Below are 26,396 nucleotides of genomic sequence, written 5' to 3' on the forward strand. Positions count from 1 at the left end.
CAAGGGAATGAATGTTAAAAAAATACTTATTGCTCCTTTTGTCCTGATAGTTAGAATGTATCAACTACTAATATCCCCATACACTCCAGCAACCTGCCGGTATTCCCCAACATGCTCCGCGTACACTCTTCAAGCGTTAAAAAAACACGGATTGTTCAAAGGAGGATGGCTATCGATTAAACGTATTTTTAGTTGCAATCCCTGGGGCGGTAAAGGATATGATCCAGTTCCCTAAGTAAATTCAAAGTTCAAGTTCAAGCTCAAGCTCAAGCTCAAGCTCGAACATAAATACAAAAATCGAGTTCAAAATCAAAGTTCAAGTGCATCCATTTGTGCTGAACGTAGCTGATGCGAGATAATGACCGATGAACAATAACCGATGACCCATGGCTACTGACTACTGACTACTAACATCTAAATAATTATCTTAGCCCAAAAATTTAATACATGTATTTCTTAGGCTTTAATTGGAATCCTGATGGCACGCTCTTTACACTCGGTTTCATTCAAATAAAATATTATAATCTGCTTTGGATTGCCGCTTTTATTGTGGGCTGGTACATTATGAAACGTATCTTTCTGAATGAAAATAAGTCCATGGAAAAATTGGACTCCCTATTTATTCATGGCGTAGTCTCCATTATGCTCGGTGCACGTTTGGGACATGTCTTTTTTTATGATTGGGATTATTACAAAAATCACTTGGTAGAGATTCTTTTGCCCATACGTGAAAGTTCAGATGGTTCCCTGTTTGGATTTATCAATGGATATGAATTTACAGGATTCACGGGTCTGGCCAGCCATGGTGCAACAATCGCCGCGATTATAGGAGTTTGGCTATACTGTAGAAAATGGAAGGATATTAAAATGTTGTGGTTGCTCGATAGAATGGTTGTCGCTTCTGCCATTGGAGCAGGCTTTGTGCGCTTTGGAAATTTTTTCAACTCAGAGATCAATGGAAAAATAGTTGATAAATCATTCGCATTGGCCACCCGCTTTATACGCGATTCAGATGACATGCCTACGTACAAAGCAATGGGAATTACCAAAGAAGAAACAGCAAATGCAGCTTATAAGGCTATTGAACATAATCCAGAATTTTCAAGCGTATTGGAATCCATTCCCTTTCGGCACCCCGCACAATTGTACGAAGGTTTCTGCTATGTTTTATTGTTCATTGCTTTGTACTTTTTGTATTGGAAAACAGATAAAAGAAACAAGACAGGTTACCTTTTCGGCTTTTTTATGGTAGGGCTGTGGACCGTACGCTTTTTTGTGGAGTACTTTAAGAAAAGTCAAGGAGGCTTTGAAGAATCATTGGGAGTTTTTTCCACAGGACAATGGCTAAGCATTCCCATGATTATTGTTGGTCTATATTTTATGTTTAGACCAGATCCGTCTAAAACCACCGAATAGATGAAGACATTTTCACTTTTTCTGGTTTCTTTTATACTGTTGTATTCTTGCAAGACAGAAACCAAGCAAGAAATAAAAACCGAAACCATAACTTTCTCAAAAGAAGGTTCTCTTACTATTTCACGAGCAGAAACAGATTCCATCTTGACCACATTGGATATTGAAATAGCCGAATCGGAATACGAAACCCAAACTGGATTGATGTACCGTAATTCAATGAAAGACAATCAAGGTATGCTGTTTATTTTTCCTGATGTTGCCGTACATTCCTTCTATATGAAGAACACCGAATTTGCGCTGGATATCATTTATATCGATGAGGATTTAAAAATTGCCAGTTTTCAGAAGAATGCGCAACCCTTCAATGAAACTGGGCTTTCCTCTAAAGTCCCAGTAAAATATGTTTTGGAGGTCAATGCTGGACTTTCAGATGAATGGGGCTTGGAAATCGATGATACCGTTTCTTTTATTAAAGACTAGATGCCAAATTTTCTTTTAGAGAACGAAAATACTGAAAGGCTCTTCTTTCGAAGAGTTTCGCCAGCTGATTTTAATGACTGGTTACCCTTTTTTTACAACCCTCTATCTACTAAATATTGGGATGGTATTTCCCTGAATCCAGCAGATGCCTGTAAAGATCAGTTCGATAAAATTTTTGAGCGATACGAAATGAATTTAGGTGGCATGAATGCACTGATTTTAAAACAAACTGGGCAACTTGTGGGCCTATGTGGTCTTTTGGTACAACATGTTGATTCGGTTGAAGTATTGGAGATTGGTTATTCAGTCCTACCAAAATTTTGGCGCAAAGGTTTTGCGTTTGAAGCTGCCCATAAATGTAAAGACTTCGCATTTCAAAATAAGCTTGCAGATTCCCTTATCTCTATAATTCATGTTGATAACATTCCTTCCCAAAAAGTGGCCATTAAAATTGGTATGTATTTGGAAAAAACTACAACATACAAAGACAATCCCGTTCACATTTTTAGGGTAGATCATGGATAATCTTTATTTTGAAGTGCATTTCGTTTTGCCCAAAATGCCCATTTCAGAATGACCCATTTAAAAAGCCCTTCAATTCTAATAGACAATACTTCCAGAACCGATGCATTTGTAAGCAATTTGTTGGCGGGCAGTTCAGAAATATTTCGCGGATTGAATGGAAAAACAGGGTTATTGTTTTCAAAATCGGAGATTAAACGTTTTATGGACAAAGAGGAAAGACACGATGTAAAAATCTTGACCAAGGGAACCTCCCAGACCTTAAAATCGATGAGTAGCGGAGAACAGAAAAAAGCATTGCTGGGCTACATTTTACAACATGACCCGGATTTTTTGATTTTGGTCAATCCGTATGATAATTTGGACGTTGATACACAAGCCGTCTTAAAAGAACAATTATTAGCTATTTCAAAGACCAAAACGCTTATTCAAATGGTAAGTCGTTTGGAAGATTTCCTGCCAATTCAATCGGTCTACTATAAGTTGATGGGAGATACTCTGAAAAAATATACTTCGCATGATTCTTTTTTAAAAGCAAATCAATATATAGAATCTCAATTCACGGGAACCATTCCACCCCCACTACATTCCATAGAGGTTGCGGGGGAAGTACTTGTCAGATTCAAAAATGTATCTGTTGGTTTTGAAGGGCACAAAGTTTTGGACAGTATTGATTGGAGCATAAAAAAAGGAGAGTTTTGGCAATTGATCGGACCCAACGGAAGTGGAAAGACCACATTGTTATCCATGATCACTGGGGACAGCCATAAAGGATACGGGCAAGACCTGACCATATTTGGACAAAAAAAAGGAAGTGGTGAAAGTGTTTGGGACCTTAAGAAAAAAATTGGATACTACACACCATCAATGACGGATAAGTTCAAAGGTCACCATAATCTGGAGGATATGGTCATCTCTGGACTGTACGATTCAGTGGGACTATATAATTATGCTACTGACCAAGAAAAAAGTCTGGCACTTTCATGGTTAAAGCTTTTACAGTTGGATGATAAAAGAAACATGAAATTCCTATCCCTTACAACTGGCGAAAAAAGACTTGTTATGACAGCTAGGGCCATGATAAAACACCCTCCTCTTTTAATTTTGGACGAACCAACGGCAGGATTGGATGAAAAAAGTACAGGGCTATTTATAGCATTGGTCAATAAGATTGCAAAGGAAAGTGATACTACTGTTATTTTTGTCTCACATAGAAAGGAAAGTGGATTGTTACCTAAGTTTGATTATATTTTAAAGACAAATTTAAATGGGTCAACCGGAAAAGTAAAACAACATGCATATAATTGAAGCTAAAGAAGAAGATGCTTCCTACATTGCCCTATTGGGGAGGTTCACCTTCAAGGAAACTTTTGGTCATTATTTCAATGACGAAAAAGATTTGCAAGATTACCTGTCACGGACTTTTAACGTTCCTAAACTAAAAAACAGTCTTAACAAGCCCAACAATATCTTTTGGTTGGCTTATGTTGATAATCTCCCAGTAGGATATGCCAAACTAAAGCTTAATTCCTTATCAGAATTTATCAACTCACCACGTGTATGTCAACTTCAAAAAATATATGTTCTAAAAGATTTTTTATCTCTGGGAATTGGACAGGAGCTACAAAAGAAAGTTTTGGAAAAAGCGGCAGCCGATAAATCTGAAAAAATTTGGCTTTCTGTATTGAAAAGTAATACAAGAGCCATTAATTTTTATGAGAAAAATGACTTTGATAAAATAGGTGACCATGATTTCCAAATTGGGAAAGAGCATTTTGAATTTCAAGCTATGGCTAAAAACCTTATATAATATGAAATAATGAGAGATGGTGTACTGAAAATATATGATGAAATCATCGAATCCAACCCCAATATTGTGAGAAAAGGAAAAACGATGCCTTATACATCAGCCAATGGCCATATGTTCTCACAGGTTAATAAAGAAGGGGAATTGGGTATCAGACTTTCAAAAGAAAATACTGATGAGTTCGATAAAACCTTTGGCGCAAAGCCTTTTAAATCGTACGGAGCTACAATGCGAGAGTATGTTTTAATTCCCGAATCTTTGTTAAAAGACAAGAAGAAGCTGGGGGAGTATCTCAAAAAAGGATTTGAATACGTTATGTCACTGCCTTTAAAATAAAAAAACCACCTTTTCATATTGAAGGTGGTTCTTAATTTTGTGAATCTCAGGAGAGCCTTATTCGTCCGCTCCCGCTATTTTCTTTTTCAATGCATCGAACATAATGGGTGTTGCGATAAATACCGAGGAGTACGTACCTACAAGCACACCAACAATCATGGCAAACATAAACCCTCTTAAACTTTCTCCGCCAAAAATAAAGATAGCCAATAATACGATTAACGTGGTCAAGGAGGTATTCAACGTACGACTCAAGGTACTGTTCAAGGCCTGATTTATATTTTGACCATTGTTCCAGCCCTTTAAGTTTACAATTTCACGAATACGGTCAAAAACGACCACCGTATCATTTAATGAGTAACCGATTACGGTAAGGATAGCTGCAATAAAGGCTTGGTCAATTTCCATATTGAATGGCATAATGCTTCCTGTTAGGGAAAATATTCCCAACACAATCATTACATCATGAAATACGGCAATAACGGCACCTAAAGAGAATTGCCATTTTCTAAAACGCAATAGAATGTATAAAAACACTACAGCCAAAGAACCGATAATGGCTAAAAATGCATTGTTCTTAATATCATCCGCTATAGTAGGTCCAACTTTTACGGACTGTAAGATACCAATGGATTTTTCAGAAGCCCCTACGGTAAAATCTTCAAAAGAAGTTCCATCCGGTAGATATCTCTGTAGTGAGGTATATAATTTGTTCTGTATTTCTGAATCTACCTCTATTCCTTCTACTTCAACTTTATAAGGTGTAGTGACCTTAATCTGATTGGCTTCTCCAAAAGTCTTCACATTGGTTCCACTTCCGAAAACAGTATTCAACTCTGAAGCAATTTCAGAAGGATTCACTGCTTTTTCAAAACGAATCTGGTATGAACGCCCCCCAACAAAATCAACTCCCTGCTGCAATCCTGTTGTCACCAACGAGAAAACACCAATGCCTACCAAAATAAACGAAACCACGTAAGCAATCTTACGCTTGCCCAAGAATTTAATGTTCATGTTCTTGAACAAATTCTTGGTGATTGCTGTAGAGAAATCCAAGCTCCTCCCTTTTTTCGCCACATACCAGTCTACCAATAAACGTGTGATAAATATGGCTGTAAATAATGAGGTCACGATACCTATCAATAAGGTAGTTGCAAATCCTTTTATAGGACCAGAACCAAAAACGAACAATATTATCGCTGTAAGACCTGTTGTGATATTGGCATCCAAGATAGAGGAGAGTGCATTGCTGAAACCATCTGCAACTGCTTGCGTTTTCCCCTTTCCGCGTGCCAACTCTTCCTTAATCCTCTCAAAAATAAGAACGTTGGCATCTACAGACATACCAATTGTCAAAACAATACCTGCAATACCCGGCAACGTCAATACAGCTCCTAAGCTCGTAAGCACCCCAAAAATCAAAAGGATGTTTAGAATCAATGCAATATCTGCAAAAATCCCGGCTTTTCCGTAATAGAAAATCATCCAGACCAATACAAAACACATGGCAATCAAGAACGACATAAAGCCGCTATCGATGGCCTCTTGCCCCAAAGAAGGTCCAACAACTTCAGATTGAATAATCTCTGCCGATGCCGGTAATTTACCGGCTCGGAGTACATTGGCGATATCTTTGGTTTCGTTTACGGTAAAAGTTCCAGTAATTTCTGAACGTCCGCCAGATATTGGGCCCGTGGAAACCCCTGGGGCCGTGTACACCTTATTATCAAGAACGATTGCTATACCGGTTTGATTGTTGAATGCATCACCGGTCAATTTTTCCCATTCTTTTGCACCACGGGTATTCATCGTCATGCTCACTGCTGGCTTATTGAACTGATCAAAGGTGTCCTGCGCATCGGAAACTACGTCACCACTTATTCTTGGTGTATTGTCCCTATTGGATTTTAATGCATAAAGCTCTACAAGTTCAGAATCTTTTGTTGGTCTTTCCCAAAGAAATTTTGTAAACTGTACATCGTTAGGTAAAAGTCTTTTAATTTGTGGCATTCTAAGATATTTCCCAACCTCAGCGGTATCGGCAATCTGCACTCTGGCAATTGCATGACCACCTGGACTGGCAGGAATCAATTTCCCCAATAAGGGATTTGCCTGTGCCGTCAGGTCTAACGAATCTTGTGCAACATCAGATAAAAGTGAGTCTATTTCAGATTCGGGCTTGGAAATTTCTTCTTCGGCCTCAACAGGCTCCAATATCTCCTTGAGCCTTTCATTGGCGTTTACGAAAAAAGTACCCAAGCTTTGATTGCTCTGCGAGTAAGTTTCCCAAAATTCCAATTGTGCCGTGCTTGAGAGTAGTTCCTGTGCCCTACCAATATCTCTCGCTCCCGGCAATTCAACTAGAATACGACCTGAGTTTCCTTCTCGCTGGATGTTTGGCTGGGTAACCCCAAAACCATCAATACGTTCGCGAAGCACCTCAAAAGCGGAAACAATGGATTCGTCAATTTTTGTTCTGATGATTGGTTTTACTTGATCATCAGACATTTGAAAGTTTACGACATCACTTAGGCCCTTATTGGCAAAAATGTCCGGTGATGCCAGTTTGGTATCACCTTTTATATTATCAAAAGCTTCAAAGAACAATTCCAAATAGGTATCATCACTATTTTTGGAAGCATTGTCCGCATCCGCCAATGCTTTATTAAAAACTGGATTTTTGGTATTATTTGCCAGTCCCTTTAAAATATCCTTTACAGAAATCTGCAAGGTCACATTGATTCCTCCTTTAAGGTCCAATCCCTTGTTCAATTCTTTTTTCTTGGCATCGTCATAACTGGTATATCCTAAAACGGGATTGCTACCAATGGAATCCAAATATGATGCTTCTAAAGCCTCACGCTTTGCTACATAATCTTCTTCAGCTTCCGAAATTTCATTTACAGCATAGTTTTCAGCATCCTTTTCTAGCTTACTGGCTATAAATGTGAAGGAAAGCTGATAAATACTTACCAAACCAAAAAGGAGCGCGAAAAGCTTTATAAGTCCTTTGTTCTGCATTGATTATTATATTTATGGATGTTTTTCTTAAACAGCGTGCAAATATATCATTTCCAAAAAGATTTGCCAATAGATTTTGGGGGAATTGCAAATGGGCAGATTCCTGCCCATTTATATTAAATCCTTTAAATACGTAAAAGTTTATACGTCGAGCAGACCGTTGGTTTTTCCAACACCTTCTGCACTTTCCTTCATCTTTGATTTTTCAGCATCGCTCAATTCAATCTCAACGATTTTCTCTATACCATTTTTTCCCAATAACACGGGTACACCGATGCAAATATCTTTAAGTCCGAACTCACCTTCCAACATGGAGGAACAAGGGAACATTTTCTTTTGATCACATGCAATAGCTTGCACTAAGCTGGAAACTGCCGCTCCAGGCGCATACCATGCACTGGTGCCCAAAAGTTTTGTAAGGGTTGCACCTCCCACTTTAGTATCTTCCACTACTTGTTGCATACGGTCTTTAGATAAAAACTCAGAAACCTTTATACTGTTGCGGGTTGCATGACTTATCAATGGAACCATACCTGTATCGCTATGACCGCCAATGACCATACCATCAACATCTGAAATCGGAGCCTCCAATGCTTCTGCCAATCTATATTTGAATCGAGCACTGTCCAGGGCACCGCCCATTCCAATAATCCTATGTTTTGGGATACCTGTAGATTTGTGTACCAAGTACGTCATAGTATCCATTGGGTTGCTCACAACAATCAAAATAACATCAGGGGAATGCTCCAGTAGACTTGAGGCCACTGTCTTTACAATACCTGCATTGATTCCTATAAGTTCTTCCCGCGTCATACCAGGTTTACGTGGAATTCCAGAGGTAATTACAGCAATATTGCTACCTGCAGTTTTAGAATAATCGCTGGTACTTCCGGTAATTTTGGTATCAAAACCATTTAAAGAAGCGGTCTGCATCAAATCCATTGCCTTGCCTTCAGCATATCCTTCCTTGATATCCAGTAAAACAACTTCTGACGCAAAATTTTTCATTGCAATATATTCAGCACAGCTTGCCCCAACTGCTCCTGCTCCAACTACGGTAACTTTCATGTTCTTTGGTTTTAAATTAATGGTATAAAAATACAGCATTTACATCAGAAAAAAACTGACTTTTTACCATTTTAGAACTTGATTGCTTTATTATATTGTTTTGTCTACCCTAATTGTAGAGGCAGCAATAATAAGATGTTTTGAAATGTACTTTCTGTTTTCTTGGGCACTCGCCTGAAGTATTGACGCTAGGTAAAAAAGTCAACAAAAAAACTAAACCGTGCTCAATTTAAATGTTAGGTGAAGTAAACTTATGATTACACGGAATTATAATATTGTACTGTTAAAATTGATTTTGTGTTAATAAAAAACGTAGTTCAACGAATAAATACATATATTTTGAATATGTAAGAAATAGATTACAATAAATACTATCTTTTTGGCGTTATACTAATCCCAATTCATTATTAACCTACTTATCTATGAAAAAGCTTTTTTCATTGTTGTTGATTATATCTATAATCGCAATAAGCAACTGTACCAGTATCCCTGAAAACAACGACCCTATTTTGGGAATCTGGGCAATAGGCACCTCAACCATCGATAGCAAAACTGCTGTAGAAAATACGACTCGTGAAGAGTGGATCTTCAATGATGTTTATTTAGGAAGGTACCAAAGGTATTCAAATTCCAAGATTACTTTTTATACGGATTTTAGATGGTCCGAAGACGACGGAGTTTATACTATCATTTATTCCGATACCGAAATCAATGATGTTACCGTCAACTTGCAAGAAACAAACGATCCCGAAATATTGGCTCTTGATAATGGCGTTGTCTATGCCGTTAGGGAGTAAATGAAAATTCAAATAGAGAAATTTACTAAGGCCCCAAAGTTTTTGGGGCCTTAGTATTTAAAGATTTTATCTGAATTCAAAATTAATACCAAAGGTCAAAGTATTAAATTCTGCAATATTATAATCAGCGTTCAACCTGAAAAAACCTAGTTTTAATTTAGTACCAACACTGGCCATAACACCATTTACTTTATTCGTAATTGAAAAAGGGTCTTCATACGTACTTTGAAAAGGGCCAGACGTTACCACGTAGGTCCCCAGGATATCTGTTTCTGATTTTCCGGTCATATATCCTAAGCCTCCATAAAAATTGATAATGGGCATTTTTGTAGAAACCACGGCACTAAAATTCCAAGAATTAAATCTGGTATCTATTCTTTGATTTGCTCCCTCAATAATCTCCGTATCCGTAAAATCATATTCACCATTCAACCTCGTATAGCCTATAACACCGGATATGGCTATGGGAAGCACTTTATCTGCAGGTAGATGTTCGGTAAAATCATGTTGAATCCCTACCCCAAAAAGGCCGATTTTTACATCGTCAGTATCGATTTTAGGCAAAAATCTTGCTTTTATTTCTGTACCTTTTATTAATCCTACGCTGGCCTGTATATAGCCCGAAGGCACAAAATTAATATCTTCGGAAGCCAATCCGGATGGTAATTCAAACTCTTCCCTAACAGGAACACCAGGTACCACTTCTGCTTCAACAAATACGCGAACGCCCTGAATATCACCTAGAGCGGTTGAAACTTCTCTTGAAGTACTTCCATCAACAAATTGGAGGTTTTCATAATCTTCGGTATTTAAGGTGAAGGCTTTTTTATCGTCCTTGTTCTTAAATCCAGTAATATTTCCGATAATGGAAATCTCAAATCCGCCCAAAGGCTTGGCATCGGCAGAATTGTACCAACCGTTTGAAATGCTATAGATACCTGCTTCAGATACTGGCGCAAGCCAATCCGAAGTGAATCTTTCGGCATCATTTAGACCTGCTGCCAAGAGGTCATTAAGGTTGGATTGTGATATTCCAAAAGAAAAACTACATAACATGAGTAAAAGAATGATTCTTTTCATTTTGTAAAATTTTTCCTAAAACTAAAAAACTCGCCCTGATAAGGCGAGTTTTTGTTGTGAAACAAAGGTTATTTATACGTCTATGTTCGCATAGACAGCATTTTTCTCAATAAATTCACGTCTTGGAGGCACTTCATCTCCCATTAACATAGAGAATATACGGTCAGATTCCGTAGCATTATCTATGCTCACTTGACGTAATGTCCTAAACTCTGGATTCATTGTAGTATCCCACAATTGCTCAGCGTTCATTTCACCAAGACCTTTATAACGTTGAATACCAGCTCCTCCATTCATTGATGCTACTATTTCATCACGCTCCTCATCATTCCATGCGTATCTGCGCTTTGTGCCTTTTTTTACTAAATATAGTGGTGGTGTTGCAATGTAAACATGCCCTCCCTCTATAAGTTCTCGCATATACCTAAAGAAGAAAGTAAGAATCAAGGTTTCAATGTGGCTACCATCTACGTCGGCATCACACATGATCACTACTTTGTGATAGCGCAGTTTCTCCAGGTTCAATGCTTTGCTATCTTCTTCGGTACCAATGGTTACACCAAGTGCAGTGTAAATATTCTTGATTTCTTCATTTTCAAAAACCTTGTGCTGCATGGCTTTTTCAACATTCAATATTTTGCCACGTAACGGCAATATTGCCTGAAAGTTTCTATCCCTTCCTTGCTTTGCGGTACCGCCCGCGGAATCTCCCTCTACCAAAAAGACTTCACATTTAGTTGGGTCTTGTTCAGAACAATCGGATAGCTTTCCTGGAAGGCCACCCCCAGTCATTGGGTTTTTACGCTGTACCATTTCTCGGGCCTTGGCGGCTGCGTGGCGTGCTTGGGCAGCAAGAATTACTTTTTGAACGACTGATTTGGCATCGTCCGGGTGTTCTTCCAAATAATTGGTCAACATTTCGGATACGGCCTGACTTACGGCACTTGTAACCTCACGGTTACCCAATTTTGTTTTGGTCTGTCCTTCAAATTGGGGCTCGGCAACTTTTACGGAAACTATTGCTGTAAGTCCTTCACGAAAATCATCCCCTGCCACTTCAAACTTGAGCTTGTCCAGCATTCCTGAACCGTCTGCATATTTCTTTAATGTTGAAGTTAGTCCTCTTCTAAATCCTGACAAATGCGTTCCACCTTCATGGGTATTGATATTGTTCACATAGGAATGAAGATTCTCGGTGTAACCTGTGTTGTAAACCATGGCCACTTCTACGGGAATACCATTCTTCTCACCTTCCATGGCGATTACACTTTTAATAAGTGGCTCCCGATTTCCGTCCAAAAACTTGATGAACTCCTTTAAACCTTCTTCAGAATAGAACGTTTCAGAAATGTATTCTCCTTTTTCGTCTTTATTCCTCTTATCTGTCAGCGTTATAGTGATTCCCTTGTTCAAATAAGACAGCTCACGCATTCTATTTGAAAGGGTCTCATAATTATATTCTATGGTTTGTGAAAAAATCGTATCATCTGGCATAAAGGTGACTACGGTACCTGTTTCTGAGCTCTCACCAACACTTTTTACCGGATACAGGGTTTTTCCCCTTTCATATTCCTGTTCCCATACTTTGCCTTCCCTATATACAGTTGCTTTTAAATGAACAGATAGCGCATTTACCACTGAAACCCCGACACCATGCAAACCACCGGAAACCTTATATGAGTCTTTATCAAACTTTCCACCTGCACCAATCTTGGTCATAACCACTTCCAAGGCAGAGACCCCTTCCTTTTTATGGAGTCCGACGGGAATTCCCCTACCATTATCCTTTGTTGTAATGGAATTGTCTTCATTGATGGTAACTTGGATGCTATCGCAGTGACCACCCATAGCCTCATCAATGGAATTATCAACTACTTCATATACCAAATGATGCAATCCTCTAACACCTACGTCACCAATATACATGGAGGGTCGCATACGCACATGTTCCATGCCTTCAAGGGCCTGAATACTATCTGCCGAGTATTGATTTTTTTTAGCTTCTTCGCTCATATATTTATTGTATTAGCTTTGAAATTTTCAAATCCTACAAATATAAGCAATACCCTTTGAAATTAGGTGGTTGGGGCATGTTCAACGTTTAAAGTTATCAACAGAAATATGTGAAAAACAAGGGTTGATTTGATACTCACATTTTATATGTCTTTAATCCAAAAAGCCCCTTAAATAAGGGGCTTTTCCGACTAATTGAAAATGATACAAAACAACATCCTCCATCTTCATCTTTTAATTTTTTGTTTACTTCGCATAAGCATCTTCATGGACGTTTGCTACAGCCCTCCCGGATGGGTCGTTCATATTTTTGAACGCTTCGTCCCACTCCAGCGCAATCTTAGTGCTGCATGCTACGGATGGTTCCTGTGGGACACTCGATGCGGCAGCATCTGAAGGGAAATGTCCTTCAAATATGGAACGATAATAATATTCCTCTTTGGATGTTGGTGTCTGGATGGGAAACTTGAAATGGGCATTTGCCAGCTGTTCGTCACTTATTTCCATTTCTACCAAAGATTTTAGGGTATCTATCCAACTATATCCAACACCATCAGAAAACTGTTCTTTTTGTCGCCATACAACACTTTCGGGCAAGTAGGATTCGAAAGCTTTACGAACTACCCATTTTTCCATACGTTCACCATTAATCATTTTATCCTTTGGGTTGATACGCATGGCTACATCCATAAATTCTTTGTCCAAAAATGGAACACGTCCTTCTATTCCCCAAGCTGCCAATGATTTATTGGCCCTGAGACAATCGTACATATGCAGTTTATCCAACTTTCTAACGGTTTCTTCATGAAAATCTTTTGGGCTAGGGGCTTTATGAAAGTACAAGTACCCACCAAACAGTTCATCCGCTCCTTCTCCCGATAATACCATCTTTATTCCCATGGATTTAATAACCCTGGCCATTAAATACATTGGTGTAGATGCCCTTATCGTGGTGATATCATAGGTTTCAAGGTTGTATATGACATCCTTAATAGCATCCAAACCTTCTTGAATGGTAAATTTTATCTCGTGATGGATGGTCCCTATATGATTTGCCACTTTTTGTGCCGCTGCTAAATCCGGGGAACCTTCCAATCCCACTGAAAATGAATGTAATTGTGGCCACCAAGCATCTTTCGTGTCGCCTGATTCTATTCGTTTTTGTGAGTATTTTTTTGCTATTGCAGAAGTAACTGAAGAATCCAATCCGCCGGATAGCAGTACACCATAGGGTACATCGGACATTAGTTGACGATGAACGGCAGCTTCCAGCGCGTCCCTAATTTCACTGATACTGGTCTCATTTTCTTTTACTGCTTCGTACTCCATCCAATCCCTGGTATACCACTTTTTAAATTCCCCATCTGAGCTATGTAAATAGTGGCCGGGTGGAAAAAGTTCGATTTTGGAACAAATACCCTCCAAGGCTTTTAGCTCTGATGCTACATAAAAGGTTCCATTTTTATCCCAGCCAATGTATAAGGGGATAATTCCCATATGGTCCCTAGCAATAAAATATTCATCCTTTTCGCTATCATAGAGTGCAAAACCAAAAATCCCGTTAAGATCATCTAAAAAGTCGGGGCCCTTTTGTTGATAAAGAGCCAAAATCACTTCACAATCAGACTGGGTTCTAAACTCATAGTTCCCTTCAAATTGTTTTCTTAACTCCCTATGGTTATAGATTTCCCCATTTGCCGCTAAAACCAGTTTTCCATCTACACTGAACAATGGCTGCTTTCCAGATGCCGGGTCAACGATTGCCAGTCTTTCATGTGCCAACAAAGTTTTCCCATCAGCATATATTCCGCTCCAATCCGGACCTCTGTGTCTTACTTTTTTGGACATTTCCAACAATTGGGGTCTCAGCGATTCCGAGCTTTCCTTTATATCAAACGCGCATACTATTCCGCACATATTTTTAATTTTTATAACGATTTAGATACAAATATTATCTTATAGTTTCAATAATAAAACAATAAATCTAAAATACGTTTCAATTTTATACTATAAATATAAATTCAATATAAAATTAAAACACCTTTACTTATTTAAATGCCAATCTCGAACACTTTGTAAGGTTCTCAAATTTTAACGTCTTTTTATAAAAACGCCATTCAATTACATCCTAGTTTTGAGGGCAACTAAAAATTTTATCATGAAAAATGTATTCTTAATTACTTTATTAACCGTGTCACTTGTTTTTTCAACAGAGGCTACAGCACAAAAGTTCAGTGGTTTGGACAAAAGTCCTGCTGATATTGCTTCTTATCCTACAAGCTACAGAGTATCCGACAAAGCCGTTCGTGTCATCTATAGCCGTCCCCAATTAAAGGGACGTAGTCTTTCTGAACTTGCCCCTGCAGGTAAAGTTTGGAGAACGGGAGCAAACGAAGCTCCGGAAATTACTTTTTATAAAGATGCTACCGTTGGCGGTAAAGCTGTAAAAGCTGGAACATATTCTTTATTTACTATTCCTGGAGAAGATGAATGGACCGTGATTTTGAACAGTAATCTAAACCAATGGGGTGCCTATTCTTATGATAATGCGGCAGACATAACTAGAGTTACTGCCAAAACAAGTACTGATGGTGAGTCTTTGGAAGCTTTCTCCATTGCGTTTGACGAGGATGGAAACAATATGATTATGGGCTGGGGCACTACTCGTGCTACGTTACCTATAAGTTTCTAATCAAAGAAAATATATATTTAGAAAAAAAGCGAGCTAAAATGGCTCGCTTTTTTATTTGTCAAGAAATTTTGTGAGGAGTATTTTTCATCAAATTGAACTATCCTGCTGGACGAATGGTGAACTCAGAATGATTTCTTTTATGCACTTATTAAACAGTTTTATTATTTTACTTGAACTCCACCTACAAAGACTTGTTCCGAATTTAAGTTTGGAATATCATCGATTGGAATAGTCATGATATCATCGCTCAGCAGCACAAAATCAGCGAATTTTCCGACCTCTATGCTTCCTTTTTCGTTCTCTTCAAAGTTGGAATGTGCTGCCCAAATGGTCATCCCCTTTAAGGTTTCTTCCCTTGATAGCGCGTTCTTCATTTGAAAACCACCTTCTGGATATTGTTCTAAATCCTGCCTTGCCACTGCTGCATAGAAAGTTAAAAAAGGACTCACTTGTTCTACGGGAAAATCAGTTCCCAAAGCTACCGTCCCTGCTTTGTTCAACAATTTTTTGAAGGCATAGGCTCCTTGAACCCTTTCTGCACCTAATCTGTCTTCTGCCCAATACATATCGCTCGTTGCGTGGGTTGGCTGAATAGATGGGATAATCCCATTTTCAAAATAATCAAAATCCTGCTCAGAAATTACTTGTGCATGCTCCACTTTCCATCTTCTATCTTCTTTACCTTCTAAGGCTTTATTATATGCCCTTAAAACAACGATATTGGCAGAATCCCCTATGGCATGGGTATTCATTTGATATTCTGAGGAGGCAATTCGTTCCGCTAATGCTTCAATTTGGTCTACCGGTGTAATCATAGCTCCAAAATGTCCTTCTTGGTCTGAGTAAGGTGCTCTTAATGCCGCTCCTCTTGAACCCAAGGCACCATCACCATATACTTTTACAGAACGAACATTTAATGTATTGGTTTTAATGATTCCCTTGCTCAGGTAATGGTCTAAATTTTCCTTTGTGTTACTCACCATCGCGTATACCCGTATAGACAAATCGCCGGCTTTTTGTAGACTGTCTATCAAATCAATTGTTGGTCTGTGCAATCCAGCATCATTGACCGTGGTCAATCCATAATTAAAACACAAACGCTCGGCATCTTTTAAAGCCTGAATCTGGGTAGCCTTGTTTGGTTTGGGAATAACTTCATCGACCATTCCCATAGGATTGTCTACCAGTACTCCAGTTATTTTTCCATCTTTTTTCACAATCTCTCCACCTTCGACCTGTGTGTCCAAAGTAATTCCTGCCAATTCCAGTGCTTTTTGATTGACTAAATATGCATGCCCGTCCACTCGTTCCAACGCTATCGGGGTATTAGGAAAAAGTTCGTCCAATTTGTCTTTGGTAGGGAATTCCTTTACTTCCCAGTCGTTTTGATCCCATCCTCTTCCCTGAATAAAATTAGAAGGATTCTCCTTTTGAAAAGCTACTACTCTATCCACTATTTCTTGAAAACTTGTGGTTCCTACCAAATCGACCACTTGTTGGTTGAGGCCCAATCCGTAAAAGTGGCAATGTGCATCTATTAGTCCGGGGACGATAGTTTTACCGTCAGCGTTCATTTCCTTTTTTGCAGAATATTTTTCGTAAATATCAGTGGAATCGGATACTGCAATAAACTTACTGTTGGAAACAGCAAAGCTACCTGCTTTGGAAAAGCCAGCATCGACGGTGTAAATATTTGCATTATAGACTATCAAATCCACTTCTTCTTTTTGATTGCAAGACATAAGAAAAATAAGAATTGATACTAGGGAAAGAAGATTTTTCATTTTTGAAGGTTTCCTCCAAAAATAGAAAATGTTATTGTAAAGATGGTTTTAGTTACCAGCGAACTCGAAGCATTCCAAATTCGACTTGCCATAACCTGTCTCTTTATGTTGATAAGCGTTTAAAAACATTAGCCTTTAAAATATACAATTATAAAACTGCTGTATATTATGAAAGCTGGAAATCTTAATATGGTGTTATGCTGAACTCGTTTCAGCATCCCACATCCTAATTTTACAACCAATTTTGAGTATGGGACCCTGAAACAAGTTAAGGGCGATAACAAAAACATACTGTTTTAACATGTGTACCTCTAAATTTTGGGGCCAATAGGTAAAATAGCAAAATGCACTACGGGCGATCATAAGTATTTGCTGTTGTATCACTAATCCCTAAACTCGGTCATTACAAATTCTACTCTACGATTGGAAAGATGGTTTTCTTTGATTTTTCCATTTCCAAGTGGCCTTGTGTCCCCGACACCTTCCCAAACAATACGCTTGTCATCAATACCAAGATTTTTAAGATAAAGTGCAACTGCCCTGGCTCTTAAAGAGGATACGAACTTATTGTATTCGGGTTTTCCAACATTATCGGAATGCCCTGTAATCTTCATCTGTACAGCTGCATTTTCTTTGAGATACTTGAATATTTTTTTGATACTTGCTATTGCTTCTGCATCCAATTCGTATCCTTTGGGCTCAAACGGATTTCGCTCCAAAACGTATATCTTATCTTTTTCATAATTGACTCTTGGAAGCTCCTCAAGAACTATATTATCAACATAATAATAAGAGAAGTCACTGGATAATACGGAACCTTTATGTTCCAACAACGCTGTGTTCGCATTATTGCTAAAATTGCCTATAATGACATGGTTTTCAAAACCTTTGGCTTCAAATTCTGCTGTTAGCGTAACCCAATCGTTAGTATTTGCCAAAGATTTGTTCGGTTTTAATTTTACTTCATAAAAAGTAATATCCTCATGTAAATCTAAACGAGAACTGGTCAAAGCTGAACCGTTGGGAAACTTTATCTTTTTGTTGACCAGTACAATTGATATATTTTTCAAAGCCAAGCTAGATGCTTCAGCAAGACTTAATTGTATTGATATTTTGTAAGAATGTTTTTCTCTCAACGTTTTGCTGGTATTCAATTGAACATATTCGCGATAGTTATTTAAAGCATAGAAATAAAGTCCAACATAACCTGAGCCTTCTGTTGTTATTTGTGAACCCTTGAAGTTGGAAGGAATCCCAAAATCATTTGAACCACATTTGTTGAAGTAGTCGCCAGAACTTGATGTCGGCAAAGAAATATCTTCAAGTAAAATACTGGGATTTGTTATGTGCGAGGGGCAAGATTTGAAGTTTTCAAATCCAGGGTTTAAAATCAAATTTTGTCCAGAAATTGGAAACCCCAATAAAATACTAAAACCGAAAAATAAAAAAATACGAGTAGTCTTACAATACATAGTTATATTGGTTTGTAGGTTCTCGTACCGCCTAAATTAACGTAGTTTTTTTACCCATATTGTTTAATCAGGATTTTTTAATCTTCTCAGGTTCGTTCTTCTTTGAATACTTTTTTTCGAAAATAATCGTTATTATAGTCCAAATCTTATCTTTCAATGCGCATAGTAACCTATATGCTCTTATTGTCCCTTGTTCCCTATTTTGGCCTTGGTCAAAATAAAATAAACGGAAAAGTTGTTGATCAACTTGGATTTCCCGTTTATAGGGCTTCTGTTGAAATCGATGCAACGGACATTGTTGCCTATACCGATTATGACGGTTCTTTTTTATTAAAAAGCGAAAAGGATTTTCATTGGAAGGTCAACATCAAGTCCAAGGGTTATAAGCCACAGTCTTTTTTTGTAATAAGTGGCGGTAATACTGGTGATATTGTATTGGAATATGATGCTACCATTAAAGAACTATTGGATGGCAATTCCAGCTTGGACCAAAAATTTTATCGGAATTCATGGGGAAAAGCAGTCCTGATTCCAAAGTCAGAAATTCTCTTGGCCGGCGTTTTCAATTTTTAAAATATTTCAAATCCATATCGTTGTTGTATCACTCATCAACGAACTCTGTCATTACAAACTCCACGCGTCGATTTTTTCTTCTGGCCTTATCTGTAAGCGTACTGTCCAAAGGAATTTTATTCCCATAACCGATATATGAAATCCTATCATTTTCAAGTCCAAGTTTTCTAAGGTATTTTGCTACAGTATTTGCCCGTTGATTGGACAAAACTTCATTATACTCTTCAGAACCCAAATGGTCTGTATGTCCACTAATCGTTACTTTTAATTTAGGATGTTTTTTTAGATGCTCATAAACATCCTTCAAACTTTTTCTTGCTTTTGGTCCCAATTCAAAACGATCAAAGTCAAAATTAACGTGATTGAGTACATAGGTCTGGTTAGGCTGATAGTCAGGTCCCACATAGGTGAGCATTATATTATCCAGATAATAATAAGAATAACCTTCGGTAGATGTTCTGTTCTTTCCAAAATCCAAGTAATTAGTGCCGCCATTACTTTTAAAATTTCCCAAAATCAAATAGCGCTCAAAACCTTTTGCTATAATTTCCAGTTCAATGTGCATCCACTCTGTTTTGTCATCATAAAAGCCATTGGTCAAAAACTGCTCTGGCCGCGTGGTTTTTATTATTTCTGATTCTAAAGTGGCATTGGAAAGCTGTCTTTTGGTATGAATGGACAGAGGCTTTTCGGAAAATGCAGCACCAATCTCCATGACGGCTCCATCAGATTTTTCAGAAAGACTTAGTGAAAGTTTTAAGCTATAACGATGCCCCTTTTTTAAGGTTTCAGATAATTCTACCTGTATATATTCCCTATAATCTTTTGGTGCATATAAATATAGACCAGCATAGGCATTGCCTTCAAAAGCTTCTTGCTTGCCCTTAAAGTTCATTGGGATTCCAAGTTTTGTTTTGCTGCATTCATTAAAATAATCAGTAGTCCCTAAAGTGGGAGCACTCCAAAATTCAGCATCCTTGTTGAGGTTACTCATTTTGATAGGACATTCTATGAAATCTTCAAAGCTTCCGTTTTGGACAAGATTCTGTGATACCGCTGATGAGAATATCAGGGAAAGGAGAGAAAGGGGCACTATGTTCGTGAATGGTAATCGCATGACTTCCGATTCATCCAAAATAACCCATTACTACAGGATAAGTAGGCTGATAGTCAAAATATAACGATTTTCTGTATGCTTTATTGTGCTTTTACCTACAAACTATAGATGTATTGTAGAATAATATTATAAAAAGTCTCTGAATCAAAAATCGAACTTATAAGAAAGACCAGCTAGGGCCTGAAAACTTTGAACTCTAAAATTGGCCCAACGTTGATAATCATTATTGGCAATATTGGACGCTTTCACAAAGACGGAAAGCTGTTCATTAAAACGATAGCCTACATGTGCATTGGCATCAAAAAAACTATCTAAAGTGACTATAGTCGAAGGAAAATCAGAAGGCTCAGCGTTCTCAAGAGCCACAGAAACCAAATCTTCACGCTCGCCAACAAAAAACAGGTTGGCTCCCATATACCATTGTTTACCTATTTGATAATCCATAAACAAAGAGCCTTTAATACTGGGCAGGTTCCAAGCTGGGTTGTCCGTTTCGGTATCATAGTCGTAAAACTCCGCGTTGACCCCCAAAGTAAAATTTCGGTTCACATCAACATTCAATTCTGCAAAAATGCCTAGGGTTTTTATATCATCATAGAACACTTGAAAGGAATTTCCATAGAAATAGCCCTTTTCATCATTCCTGAACAGATTTTCTGGATTCAACAAAAACAAAGGTCTTCGATTTTCAGCAGTGTAGGAACCCTTGATGTTGTACCCTACATTGGACAATAACTGCCCTTTAATACCTAAATATCCTTCATACTGCTGATCCGTAGGTTGAATAGTTAGTGTTGGGGAGACAAACGTATTTTCATTTACAAAATCATAATAAGAATTCTGTCTTAGCTCACCTTCTACACCACCATAGGCTATAACCGTTTCATTTAACAAACGGTAAGATCCCGTAACTGCTGGATAGATATAAAAATTACCATCGCTATTTTCTGTATCCATTCCATAAACCAAATTGGCACCAAGATTAAGCGTGAGGTCATCGCGAAGCATGGTAAGGCTCGGATTTATGCCAACTTGAAAATGACCGTAGTTTATTCCAACCTCATTTGTTGTATTGTTTAAGGATTCGTTTTCAAAACTTCCACCAACATAATCCAATTTAGTGCTAATGGTCACCATTTCTTCTGTTACAGGTAGCTCAATAGTAGGCGCTAGTACGGCACGATTCTCCCCAGATTCCGTAGCATCCCAAAACCTCCTTACCAAAATGGTTCCACTCTTAAAGAAGGAATCTTCAAGATTTAAATGTGCTTTGGCCTGTGCGTTGAAATAATTTTGGGTTTCGTCAATGCTTGCAACCACTGCCTCGTCAAAAGCATCATTTTCGATTCCGTACCAATTGTAAAGCTGATGTTGAAGTCCGACACTGGCACCCCAATCCACATCCCTGTCCTTTTTTGCATAAGAAACATCAATTTTGGTATTATAAAAATCTGCATCCAAAGGAGTCGACTCAATATTGCCTCTTGAAGAATTATGATTCAGTCCAAAATCCAACAGGTCCTCTCCCCTACTGAATTCGCGGCTCGTATAAAAATCTACCAGAGCATTATTGAAATTTCCCAAACCGACCGATGCGTACGAATTGTACAAGGTTGGTGGCGGTGTTTTTTTCACCCGCGATGCTTTTCCCTTTGCGGGAGTAAAAGTAGAAGCTACGGGCACGGAGAAAATGCTGTAATTTATTTTCTTTTTTTGCAAGACAATGGAATCATTTAAATTGGGTGATGATTTCAACTTAAAGGCATCTGAAACGGTCGGTGAGTAAGGTTTTACCACAGTGACCGTTTCAGTACCTATATCATCGGTTTCCTGGGCTAAAACTGCTCCCCAAAGGCTCAAAAATAATATGGTGAATATATAGCTATGCTTTTTGTACATGGTGTGTCTTAAATTTAGTTCCCGTTAGGATCTACAGAAGAATTGCTTTTTGCCTCACGTGCCTTTATAATGGAAAGTTCTCCCTTGGCCTCTGCCACAATGCTTTCAAATTCGGAAAAATTGGAAATTACACTTTCCAATATATAGGTAGCTTGAAATGCATCGCCCAATGCATAGAAATTCTTGGCCATCAATACCAATCCTTTTCCTCCCCATTTTTTATGTGACGCATAATCCTTGGCCAGTTTTTGTACCGATGTATTCGAAGCCTCAAAATCCTGACTCTTATTTTTAAAATAGGCATCATAGTACCAAGCTTCTGCCGCTGTCTCCCCAATAGCGATTTTCTTGACTTCATCATACGAAGTTTCTGCCAATTGTCCATCACCTGTTGCGATTGCAGAACGTGCGATCATAATTTGCGCATCACTTTTAATACGATTATCTATTTTAGGAGCTTTAAGAACTTTTTCCGCATAGGTTATCGTTTTATCAAAATTCTCTTTTTCGTAGTAGCCCTTCATCAAATTGGATTGCGCAAAGGTTCTATTTTGAGGGATTTCAGCAGTGTTTTCCAATTTTTCCAAAAAAGGAATGGCATTTTCATAATCCTGTTTTCCAACATATATCTCGCAGACCCTAGAAAGTGCCTGTTCGGTAAACTCCCCATTGCTATCGGCAACAGCTTTATAATTTGGCAATGCTTTTTCCTTATCCCCTTTGGCAAAATAGAGTTGGGCAAGATTGAAATTGGCCTGTAGCGCATGTAGGCCGTTTGGGAATTCTTTTAAATAATCTTCGTAACCTCGAATGGCCATATCGGTTTTACCTTCTGCATATTTTCTATCGGCTGATTCGTAGCTTGCGTTATCCAATTCAGTGTCCGTAACTTCTACAAAATCCAAACTTCTTGCCCAAGTAGCGTATTCACTTACCCTTCCTTCATCCACATAGACCAATTTGGCAGTTCCTACAGCCTGTTTGGCCTCTTGTGTTTTTGGATATTTTTGCACAATTTCCTTTAACTTGGTCAATGCTTGACTATTTCTGTTGGCGTTATAGTGAACCAATCCTTGGCGAAGCAATGCTCTAGGAGCAAACTTGCTTGTTGCAAATTCTTCAACAAGCCTGTCATACGTTTGAAGGCCTTTGGCCTCTTCATCTATTTTTACATATGTGTTGCCCAGCTCAAAAAGGGCGTCGTCCCTAAAAGAGGACTTAGGATATCTTGTTAAAAATCGATTTAAGCCTTCAAGCTTGGCGCTATTATTTCCTAAAAACCCACTGCACAATGTTTTTTGAAAAGCTGCATAGTCTTGTTCAGAAACGTTTAGTTTTAATGCTTCATCATAAGCGGTCTGAGCTAGTTTGTATTGACTGGTAACGAAATAACTATCGCCCAATCGCAGGTTACTATCATTGAGTATGTCTATATTTTCTTTGCCAGAGCTGACTATATTTTTGAAATGATTTACTGCACTACCGTAATTTTTCAGTTTGAAATGACAATACCCCAAATTATAATCCAAATCTTGATATTCCTCTAGATTTTTTGAAGCCTCAAGTCCTTGGAACCTATTGAAACCTTCCAAAGCTGCCTCAAAACGATTTAATCTATAATCGGATTCAGATTTCCAATACAGTGCGCGTGCCTCAAAAGTTGGATTTTCCGCACTTTTCAACGATTTGGAAAAGTGCTCAAAAGCTGTTTCATAATCACCGTCCATAAACAGTTCCACTCCCCTGTAAAATGCTACTTTTTGATAGGTTTCTTTGCTGGCGTATCCCTTGTTTTGTTCTAAAAGAACCATTGCTCCCTCAAAATTCCTTGAAGTGATATAGGAATCTACCAACAACTCTTGAATTTCTTGTTGATGTTCATCTTTTGGATACTTTTCCAGATAAGCAGTCAACACTTCTGGAACAGGTTCGTACGCATTTCCTATTTCGTAGCTCAATCTAGCGTAATTCAAGAAAGCATCCTTTTGTATTTCTGCACTGAAATCCATTTGGGAAGCATTTCTAAAAGCGTTCAAGGCTTCTGATTTTTTATTTAATTTCAGATAGCACTCGGCCAGATGATAATATGCATTTTGGGAGACGCTATTTGTGCCTCCTATAATTTTGTTGAATTGTTGAACCGCGCTGTCATAGTCTCCGATTTTATAATAGGAATATCCAATCAAGTAATAATCCGTATTATTGAATTTCCCACGTTTTCCGCGGTACTTTTCCAAATATGGAACGGCCTCTTCGTACTGTTCCAAATTAAAGTAGCTTTCGCCGATGATTTTGTTAAGCTCGGATACTTCACTACGGTCAGACTTTGGCAACTGTTTTTTGGCCAGGGCAATGGCTTCCTCAAAATTTCCTAACTTAAAATTTAGGTCCGCCTGATAATACGATAACTTTTCATTAAGAAGTTCGGGGTCGGTAATCTGATCAAAACGCTCACTAGCACCATCGTAATCATCCTGCTCATAGGCAATATATCCCAAATAATATTTTGCTTGGGATCCATATTTGGTCGAATTGCTCACTTTGCTTAAATAACGCTCTGCATCCTTTGGCCTGTTGGACGAATACAGCGCATACCCATTATTGAAATTGAAACGTTCCTTATCGGTATTTGACATGGTGGACTGATCCACTTTTTTGTACCATTTGAGTGCATAGGGATATTTTCCCGTCTCAAAATAATAATCGGCTACGTCCAAAAAAGCCGAGTTACGCTTTGTAGAGGTTGGGTAACGCTCCACAAAATCCTCCATCATCTTATCGGCTCCACGTTGGTTTAGGCGTATGGCTGCATTTGCGGCATAATAGGCACTATTTGCTTTGGTCTCGTAGTCCTTTGTCTCGACCTTCACTTTTTCAAAAATAGTCTGTGCTGCTTGGTATTGTTGGTTATTATAAAGTGATAGTGCATCTTGAAAGACCTTTTTTTCGTGGGTATGGATTTTGGTCTCTTGAGCTATAAGAATAAAAAAAGTTCCCAAGAAAATGGGGAAGAAAATGAGGTGATTTCGATTCATAGTGTTCTACGCTGTTCTCGATTGATTGTTACCATAACGTCAAAATTTAAGCCAAAGTATATTCCAAAGTTAGGAAGCATAATTTGTAAACGCTTAACTCATTATAAATTTAGAACTTAGTACCTTTATTTTTTAATGTAAAATTATGCTCGAAACCATCGTAAAATTAAAAGACGTAGCTATATTCCAAAATGAAAATCTCATCTTGAACAAAATTACCTTAGAAGTAAAAAAAGGGGAATTTGTATATATAATCGGTAAAACGGGGAGTGGGAAAAGTAGTTTTATGAAAACCTTATATGCGGATATTCCCTTGAAGCAAGGCTCTGGCAATGTGGTCGATTTTGATTTGAAAAAGCTGCAGGAAAAGGACATTCCATATTTAAGGAGAAAATTAGGTATTGTTTTTCAGGATTTTAAATTACTATCCGATAGAAATATTAACAACAATCTACGTTTTGTTCTCAAAGCAACGGGATGGACAGATACCACTAAGATGGACAGTAAAATTGAAGAAGTTTTGGACAAAGTGGGAATGAAAACCAAAGGTTTTAAGTTTCCGCATGAATTATCCGGTGGAGAACAGCAACGTATTGCAATAGCTCGAGCCCTACTGAATGACCCAGAGTTGATTCTTGCAGATGAACCTACGGGAAACTTAGACCCGCAGACAAGTGTTGAAGTCATGAAAGTACTTCAAGACATCAACCAGAACGGGCGGACAATCATTATGGCCACCCATGATTATGCCCTTATTCTTAAATATCCGCATAAAACATTGAAATGTGATGGAAGCAAAGTTTTTGAGGTTATTCAAAAAGCAACTGCATCATGATCCTTAAAAAACGCGACTGCAAAAAAAATAAAAAAACCAATCCTTTAATCGGTATATTACTTTTCTTGATATCGATAGTTTTGACCGTTCTTACTGGACCGCTTGGCTTGATATACGGTTTTTTTCAGCAACTGTTTACAAGAGGTTTGACAGGGGTTGGGGAGTTTGCCTTAGAAATGGCCATCTCCATAGATCAATTGGGTAACGTAATCATGCAGCATTTGTTCAACCTGCTCTGGATAAAAGAAGGGGGTTATGAATTTGGTAACAGGGATGAAACCATTTCTAGTGCTTTGGGAAAAAATAAACAATTGGATACCTTAACAGGGTTTGGAAAAGCAATAGACAAAATTTTGGACATTATTGACCCCAACCATTCCCTGAACTCAATCGACTACTATATTCAGCCTCCAAAAGAGAACCGTTAACAAATAATTGAACATTGTTGT

22 protein-coding genes are annotated in these 26,396 nt (G+C 38.1%); 12 read left to right on the forward strand and 10 right to left on the reverse strand.

Going from position 1 to position 26,396, the window contains the following annotated elements; genetic code table 11:
• The first annotated feature begins 7 nt into the window (after positions 1-7).
• The 7 genes from yidD to HME9304_RS02740 all read left to right on the forward strand — a co-directional run bounded on the left by yidD (position 8) and on the right by HME9304_RS02740 (position 4,561).
• A complete protein-coding gene (yidD, locus tag HME9304_RS02710) occupies positions 8-235 on the forward strand; it encodes a membrane protein insertion efficiency factor YidD (protein WP_112377127.1) in 228 nt (75 codons plus the stop codon).
• Positions 236-447: 212 nt separating this feature from the next.
• A complete protein-coding gene (gene lgt / locus HME9304_RS02715) occupies positions 448-1,416 on the forward strand; it encodes a prolipoprotein diacylglyceryl transferase (protein ID WP_112377128.1) in 969 nt (322 codons plus the stop codon).
• Positions 1,417-1,896, forward strand: a complete 480-nt coding sequence (locus HME9304_RS02720) for a DUF192 domain-containing protein (protein WP_112377129.1) — start codon at positions 1,417-1,419, stop codon at positions 1,894-1,896.
• Positions 1,897-2,421: a GNAT family N-acetyltransferase gene (locus HME9304_RS02725; protein WP_112377130.1), complete on the forward strand. Its 525-nt coding sequence runs from the start codon at positions 1,897-1,899 to the stop codon at positions 2,419-2,421.
• 48 nt (positions 2,422-2,469) lie between these two features.
• Positions 2,470-3,726 carry an ATP-binding cassette domain-containing protein gene (locus HME9304_RS02730; protein ID WP_112377131.1) on the forward strand — a complete coding sequence of 419 codons (1,257 nt, stop codon included), beginning with the start codon at positions 2,470-2,472 and terminating at the stop codon, positions 3,724-3,726.
• A complete protein-coding gene (locus tag HME9304_RS02735; protein ID WP_112377132.1) occupies positions 3,713-4,228 on the forward strand; it encodes a GNAT family N-acetyltransferase in 516 nt (171 codons plus the stop codon). The genes HME9304_RS02730 and HME9304_RS02735 overlap by 14 nt, the downstream gene beginning before the upstream one ends.
• Before the next feature lie 9 nt (positions 4,229-4,237).
• Entirely contained in the window at positions 4,238-4,561 is a 324-nt protein-coding gene (locus tag HME9304_RS02740; RefSeq protein WP_112377133.1) for a hypothetical protein, read from the forward strand.
• Between the two features lie 57 nt (positions 4,562-4,618).
• Here the strand turns inward: HME9304_RS02740 and secDF are convergent, their stop codons facing one another.
• Positions 4,619-7,582 carry a protein translocase subunit SecDF gene (gene secDF, locus HME9304_RS02745; RefSeq protein ID WP_112377134.1) on the reverse strand — a complete coding sequence of 988 codons (2,964 nt, stop codon included), beginning with the start codon at positions 7,580-7,582 and terminating at the stop codon, positions 4,619-4,621.
• Between the two features lie 141 nt (positions 7,583-7,723).
• A complete protein-coding gene (gene mdh, locus HME9304_RS02750; RefSeq protein ID WP_112377135.1) occupies positions 7,724-8,650 on the reverse strand; it encodes a malate dehydrogenase in 927 nt (308 codons plus the stop codon).
• A 422-nt stretch (positions 8,651-9,072) separates the two neighbouring features.
• Between mdh and HME9304_RS02755 the strand changes: the two genes are divergently transcribed.
• The gene (locus HME9304_RS02755; protein ID WP_112377136.1) at positions 9,073-9,447 is read left to right on the forward strand and encodes a hypothetical protein; all 375 of its coding nucleotides are present in this window, start codon (positions 9,073-9,075) and stop codon (positions 9,445-9,447) included.
• 66 nt (positions 9,448-9,513) lie between these two features.
• Here HME9304_RS02755 and HME9304_RS02760 read toward each other — a convergent pair whose 3' ends face one another.
• The 3 genes from HME9304_RS02760 to asnB all read right to left on the reverse strand — a co-directional run bounded on the left by HME9304_RS02760 (position 9,514) and on the right by asnB (position 14,457).
• Entirely contained in the window at positions 9,514-10,527 is a 1,014-nt protein-coding gene (locus HME9304_RS02760) for a DUF6588 family protein (RefSeq protein ID WP_112377137.1), read from the reverse strand.
• 72 nt (positions 10,528-10,599) lie between these two features.
• A complete protein-coding gene (gyrB, locus tag HME9304_RS02765) occupies positions 10,600-12,540 on the reverse strand; it encodes a DNA topoisomerase (ATP-hydrolyzing) subunit B (RefSeq protein WP_112377138.1) in 1,941 nt (646 codons plus the stop codon).
• 246 nt (positions 12,541-12,786) lie between these two features.
• Entirely contained in the window at positions 12,787-14,457 is a 1,671-nt protein-coding gene (asnB, locus tag HME9304_RS02770) for an asparagine synthase B (RefSeq protein WP_112377139.1), read from the reverse strand.
• Positions 14,458-14,698: 241 nt separating this feature from the next.
• Between asnB and HME9304_RS02775 the strand changes: the two genes are divergently transcribed.
• On the forward strand, positions 14,699-15,232 hold the full coding sequence (locus HME9304_RS02775) for a DUF2911 domain-containing protein (protein WP_112377140.1): 534 nt from the start codon (positions 14,699-14,701) through the stop codon (positions 15,230-15,232).
• 161 nt (positions 15,233-15,393) lie between these two features.
• On the opposite strand, the gene HME9304_RS02780 is transcribed toward HME9304_RS02775, so the two are convergent.
• Together HME9304_RS02780 and HME9304_RS02790 are read right to left on the reverse strand one after the other, a co-directional pair.
• The gene (locus tag HME9304_RS02780) at positions 15,394-17,016 is read right to left on the reverse strand and encodes an amidohydrolase (protein ID WP_112377141.1); all 1,623 of its coding nucleotides are present in this window, start codon (positions 17,014-17,016) and stop codon (positions 15,394-15,396) included.
• Between the two features lie 383 nt (positions 17,017-17,399).
• Positions 17,400-18,488 (reverse strand): OmpA family protein, encoded by a 1,089-nt coding sequence (locus HME9304_RS02790; RefSeq protein WP_112377143.1) that lies wholly within the window; start codon positions 18,486-18,488, stop codon positions 17,400-17,402.
• A gap of 156 nt (positions 18,489-18,644) precedes the next feature.
• Between HME9304_RS02790 and HME9304_RS02795 the strand changes: the two genes are divergently transcribed.
• On the forward strand, positions 18,645-19,061 hold the full coding sequence (locus HME9304_RS02795; RefSeq protein WP_123877323.1) for a peptidase associated/transthyretin-like domain-containing protein: 417 nt from the start codon (positions 18,645-18,647) through the stop codon (positions 19,059-19,061).
• Between the two features lie 28 nt (positions 19,062-19,089).
• Here the strand turns inward: HME9304_RS02795 and HME9304_RS02800 are convergent, their stop codons facing one another.
• The 3 genes from HME9304_RS02800 to HME9304_RS02810 form a co-directional block, all read right to left on the reverse strand.
• Positions 19,090-20,178 (reverse strand): OmpA family protein, encoded by a 1,089-nt coding sequence (locus tag HME9304_RS02800; RefSeq protein WP_112377145.1) that lies wholly within the window; start codon positions 20,176-20,178, stop codon positions 19,090-19,092.
• Between the two features lie 144 nt (positions 20,179-20,322).
• Positions 20,323-22,077: a TonB-dependent receptor gene (locus HME9304_RS02805; protein WP_112377146.1), complete on the reverse strand. Its 1,755-nt coding sequence runs from the start codon at positions 22,075-22,077 to the stop codon at positions 20,323-20,325.
• A 14-nt stretch (positions 22,078-22,091) separates the two neighbouring features.
• The gene (locus HME9304_RS02810; protein WP_112377147.1) at positions 22,092-25,112 is read right to left on the reverse strand and encodes a tetratricopeptide repeat protein; all 3,021 of its coding nucleotides are present in this window, start codon (positions 25,110-25,112) and stop codon (positions 22,092-22,094) included.
• Positions 25,113-25,257: 145 nt separating this feature from the next.
• Between HME9304_RS02810 and HME9304_RS02815 the strand changes: the two genes are divergently transcribed.
• On the forward strand, positions 25,258-25,947 hold the full coding sequence (locus HME9304_RS02815; RefSeq protein ID WP_112377148.1) for a cell division ATP-binding protein FtsE: 690 nt from the start codon (positions 25,258-25,260) through the stop codon (positions 25,945-25,947).
• The gene (locus tag HME9304_RS02820; RefSeq protein ID WP_206170488.1) at positions 25,944-26,375 is read left to right on the forward strand and encodes a hypothetical protein; all 432 of its coding nucleotides are present in this window, start codon (positions 25,944-25,946) and stop codon (positions 26,373-26,375) included. The genes HME9304_RS02815 and HME9304_RS02820 overlap by 4 nt, the downstream gene beginning before the upstream one ends.
• Positions 26,376-26,396: the final 21 nt, after the last annotated feature.

The sequence above is a fragment of the Flagellimonas maritima genome (genome assembly GCF_003269425.1).
Taxonomy (GTDB): domain Bacteria; phylum Bacteroidota; class Bacteroidia; order Flavobacteriales; family Flavobacteriaceae; genus Flagellimonas; species Flagellimonas maritima.

What these genes read in the sequence shown, in the direction of transcription:
- yidD (WP_112377127.1), top strand. Translation starts at nt 8, where the DNA reads ATGAATGTTAAAAAAATACTTATTGCTCCTTTTGTCCTGATAGTTAGA.
- lgt (WP_112377128.1), top strand. Translation starts at nt 448, where the DNA reads ATGTATTTCTTAGGCTTTAATTGGAATCCTGATGGCACGCTCTTTACA.
- HME9304_RS02720 (WP_112377129.1), top strand. Translation starts at nt 1,417, where the DNA reads ATGAAGACATTTTCACTTTTTCTGGTTTCTTTTATACTGTTGTATTCT.
- HME9304_RS02725 (WP_112377130.1), top strand. Translation starts at nt 1,897, where the DNA reads ATGCCAAATTTTCTTTTAGAGAACGAAAATACTGAAAGGCTCTTCTTT.
- HME9304_RS02730 (WP_112377131.1), top strand. Translation starts at nt 2,470, where the DNA reads ATGACCCATTTAAAAAGCCCTTCAATTCTAATAGACAATACTTCCAGA.
- HME9304_RS02735 (WP_112377132.1), top strand. Translation starts at nt 3,713, where the DNA reads ATGCATATAATTGAAGCTAAAGAAGAAGATGCTTCCTACATTGCCCTA.
- HME9304_RS02740 (WP_112377133.1), top strand. Translation starts at nt 4,238, where the DNA reads ATGAGAGATGGTGTACTGAAAATATATGATGAAATCATCGAATCCAAC.
- secDF (WP_112377134.1), bottom strand. Translation starts at nt 7,582, where the DNA reads ATGCAGAACAAAGGACTTATAAAGCTTTTCGCGCTCCTTTTTGGTTTG.
- mdh (WP_112377135.1), bottom strand. Translation starts at nt 8,650, where the DNA reads ATGAAAGTTACCGTAGTTGGAGCAGGAGCAGTTGGGGCAAGCTGTGCT.
- HME9304_RS02755 (WP_112377136.1), top strand. Translation starts at nt 9,073, where the DNA reads ATGAAAAAGCTTTTTTCATTGTTGTTGATTATATCTATAATCGCAATA.
- HME9304_RS02760 (WP_112377137.1), bottom strand. Translation starts at nt 10,527, where the DNA reads ATGAAAAGAATCATTCTTTTACTCATGTTATGTAGTTTTTCTTTTGGA.
- gyrB (WP_112377138.1), bottom strand. Translation starts at nt 12,540, where the DNA reads ATGAGCGAAGAAGCTAAAAAAAATCAATACTCGGCAGATAGTATTCAG.
- asnB (WP_112377139.1), bottom strand. Translation starts at nt 14,457, where the DNA reads ATGTGCGGAATAGTATGCGCGTTTGATATAAAGGAAAGCTCGGAATCG.
- HME9304_RS02775 (WP_112377140.1), top strand. Translation starts at nt 14,699, where the DNA reads ATGAAAAATGTATTCTTAATTACTTTATTAACCGTGTCACTTGTTTTT.
- HME9304_RS02780 (WP_112377141.1), bottom strand. Translation starts at nt 17,016, where the DNA reads ATGAAAAATCTTCTTTCCCTAGTATCAATTCTTATTTTTCTTATGTCT.
- HME9304_RS02790 (WP_112377143.1), bottom strand. Translation starts at nt 18,488, where the DNA reads ATGTATTGTAAGACTACTCGTATTTTTTTATTTTTCGGTTTTAGTATT.
- HME9304_RS02795 (WP_123877323.1), top strand. Translation starts at nt 18,645, where the DNA reads ATGCGCATAGTAACCTATATGCTCTTATTGTCCCTTGTTCCCTATTTT.
- HME9304_RS02800 (WP_112377145.1), bottom strand. Translation starts at nt 20,178, where the DNA reads ATGCGATTACCATTCACGAACATAGTGCCCCTTTCTCTCCTTTCCCTG.
- HME9304_RS02805 (WP_112377146.1), bottom strand. Translation starts at nt 22,077, where the DNA reads ATGTACAAAAAGCATAGCTATATATTCACCATATTATTTTTGAGCCTT.
- HME9304_RS02810 (WP_112377147.1), bottom strand. Translation starts at nt 25,112, where the DNA reads ATGAATCGAAATCACCTCATTTTCTTCCCCATTTTCTTGGGAACTTTT.
- HME9304_RS02815 (WP_112377148.1), top strand. Translation starts at nt 25,258, where the DNA reads ATGCTCGAAACCATCGTAAAATTAAAAGACGTAGCTATATTCCAAAAT.
- HME9304_RS02820 (WP_206170488.1), top strand. Translation starts at nt 25,944, where the DNA reads ATGATCCTTAAAAAACGCGACTGCAAAAAAAATAAAAAAACCAATCCT.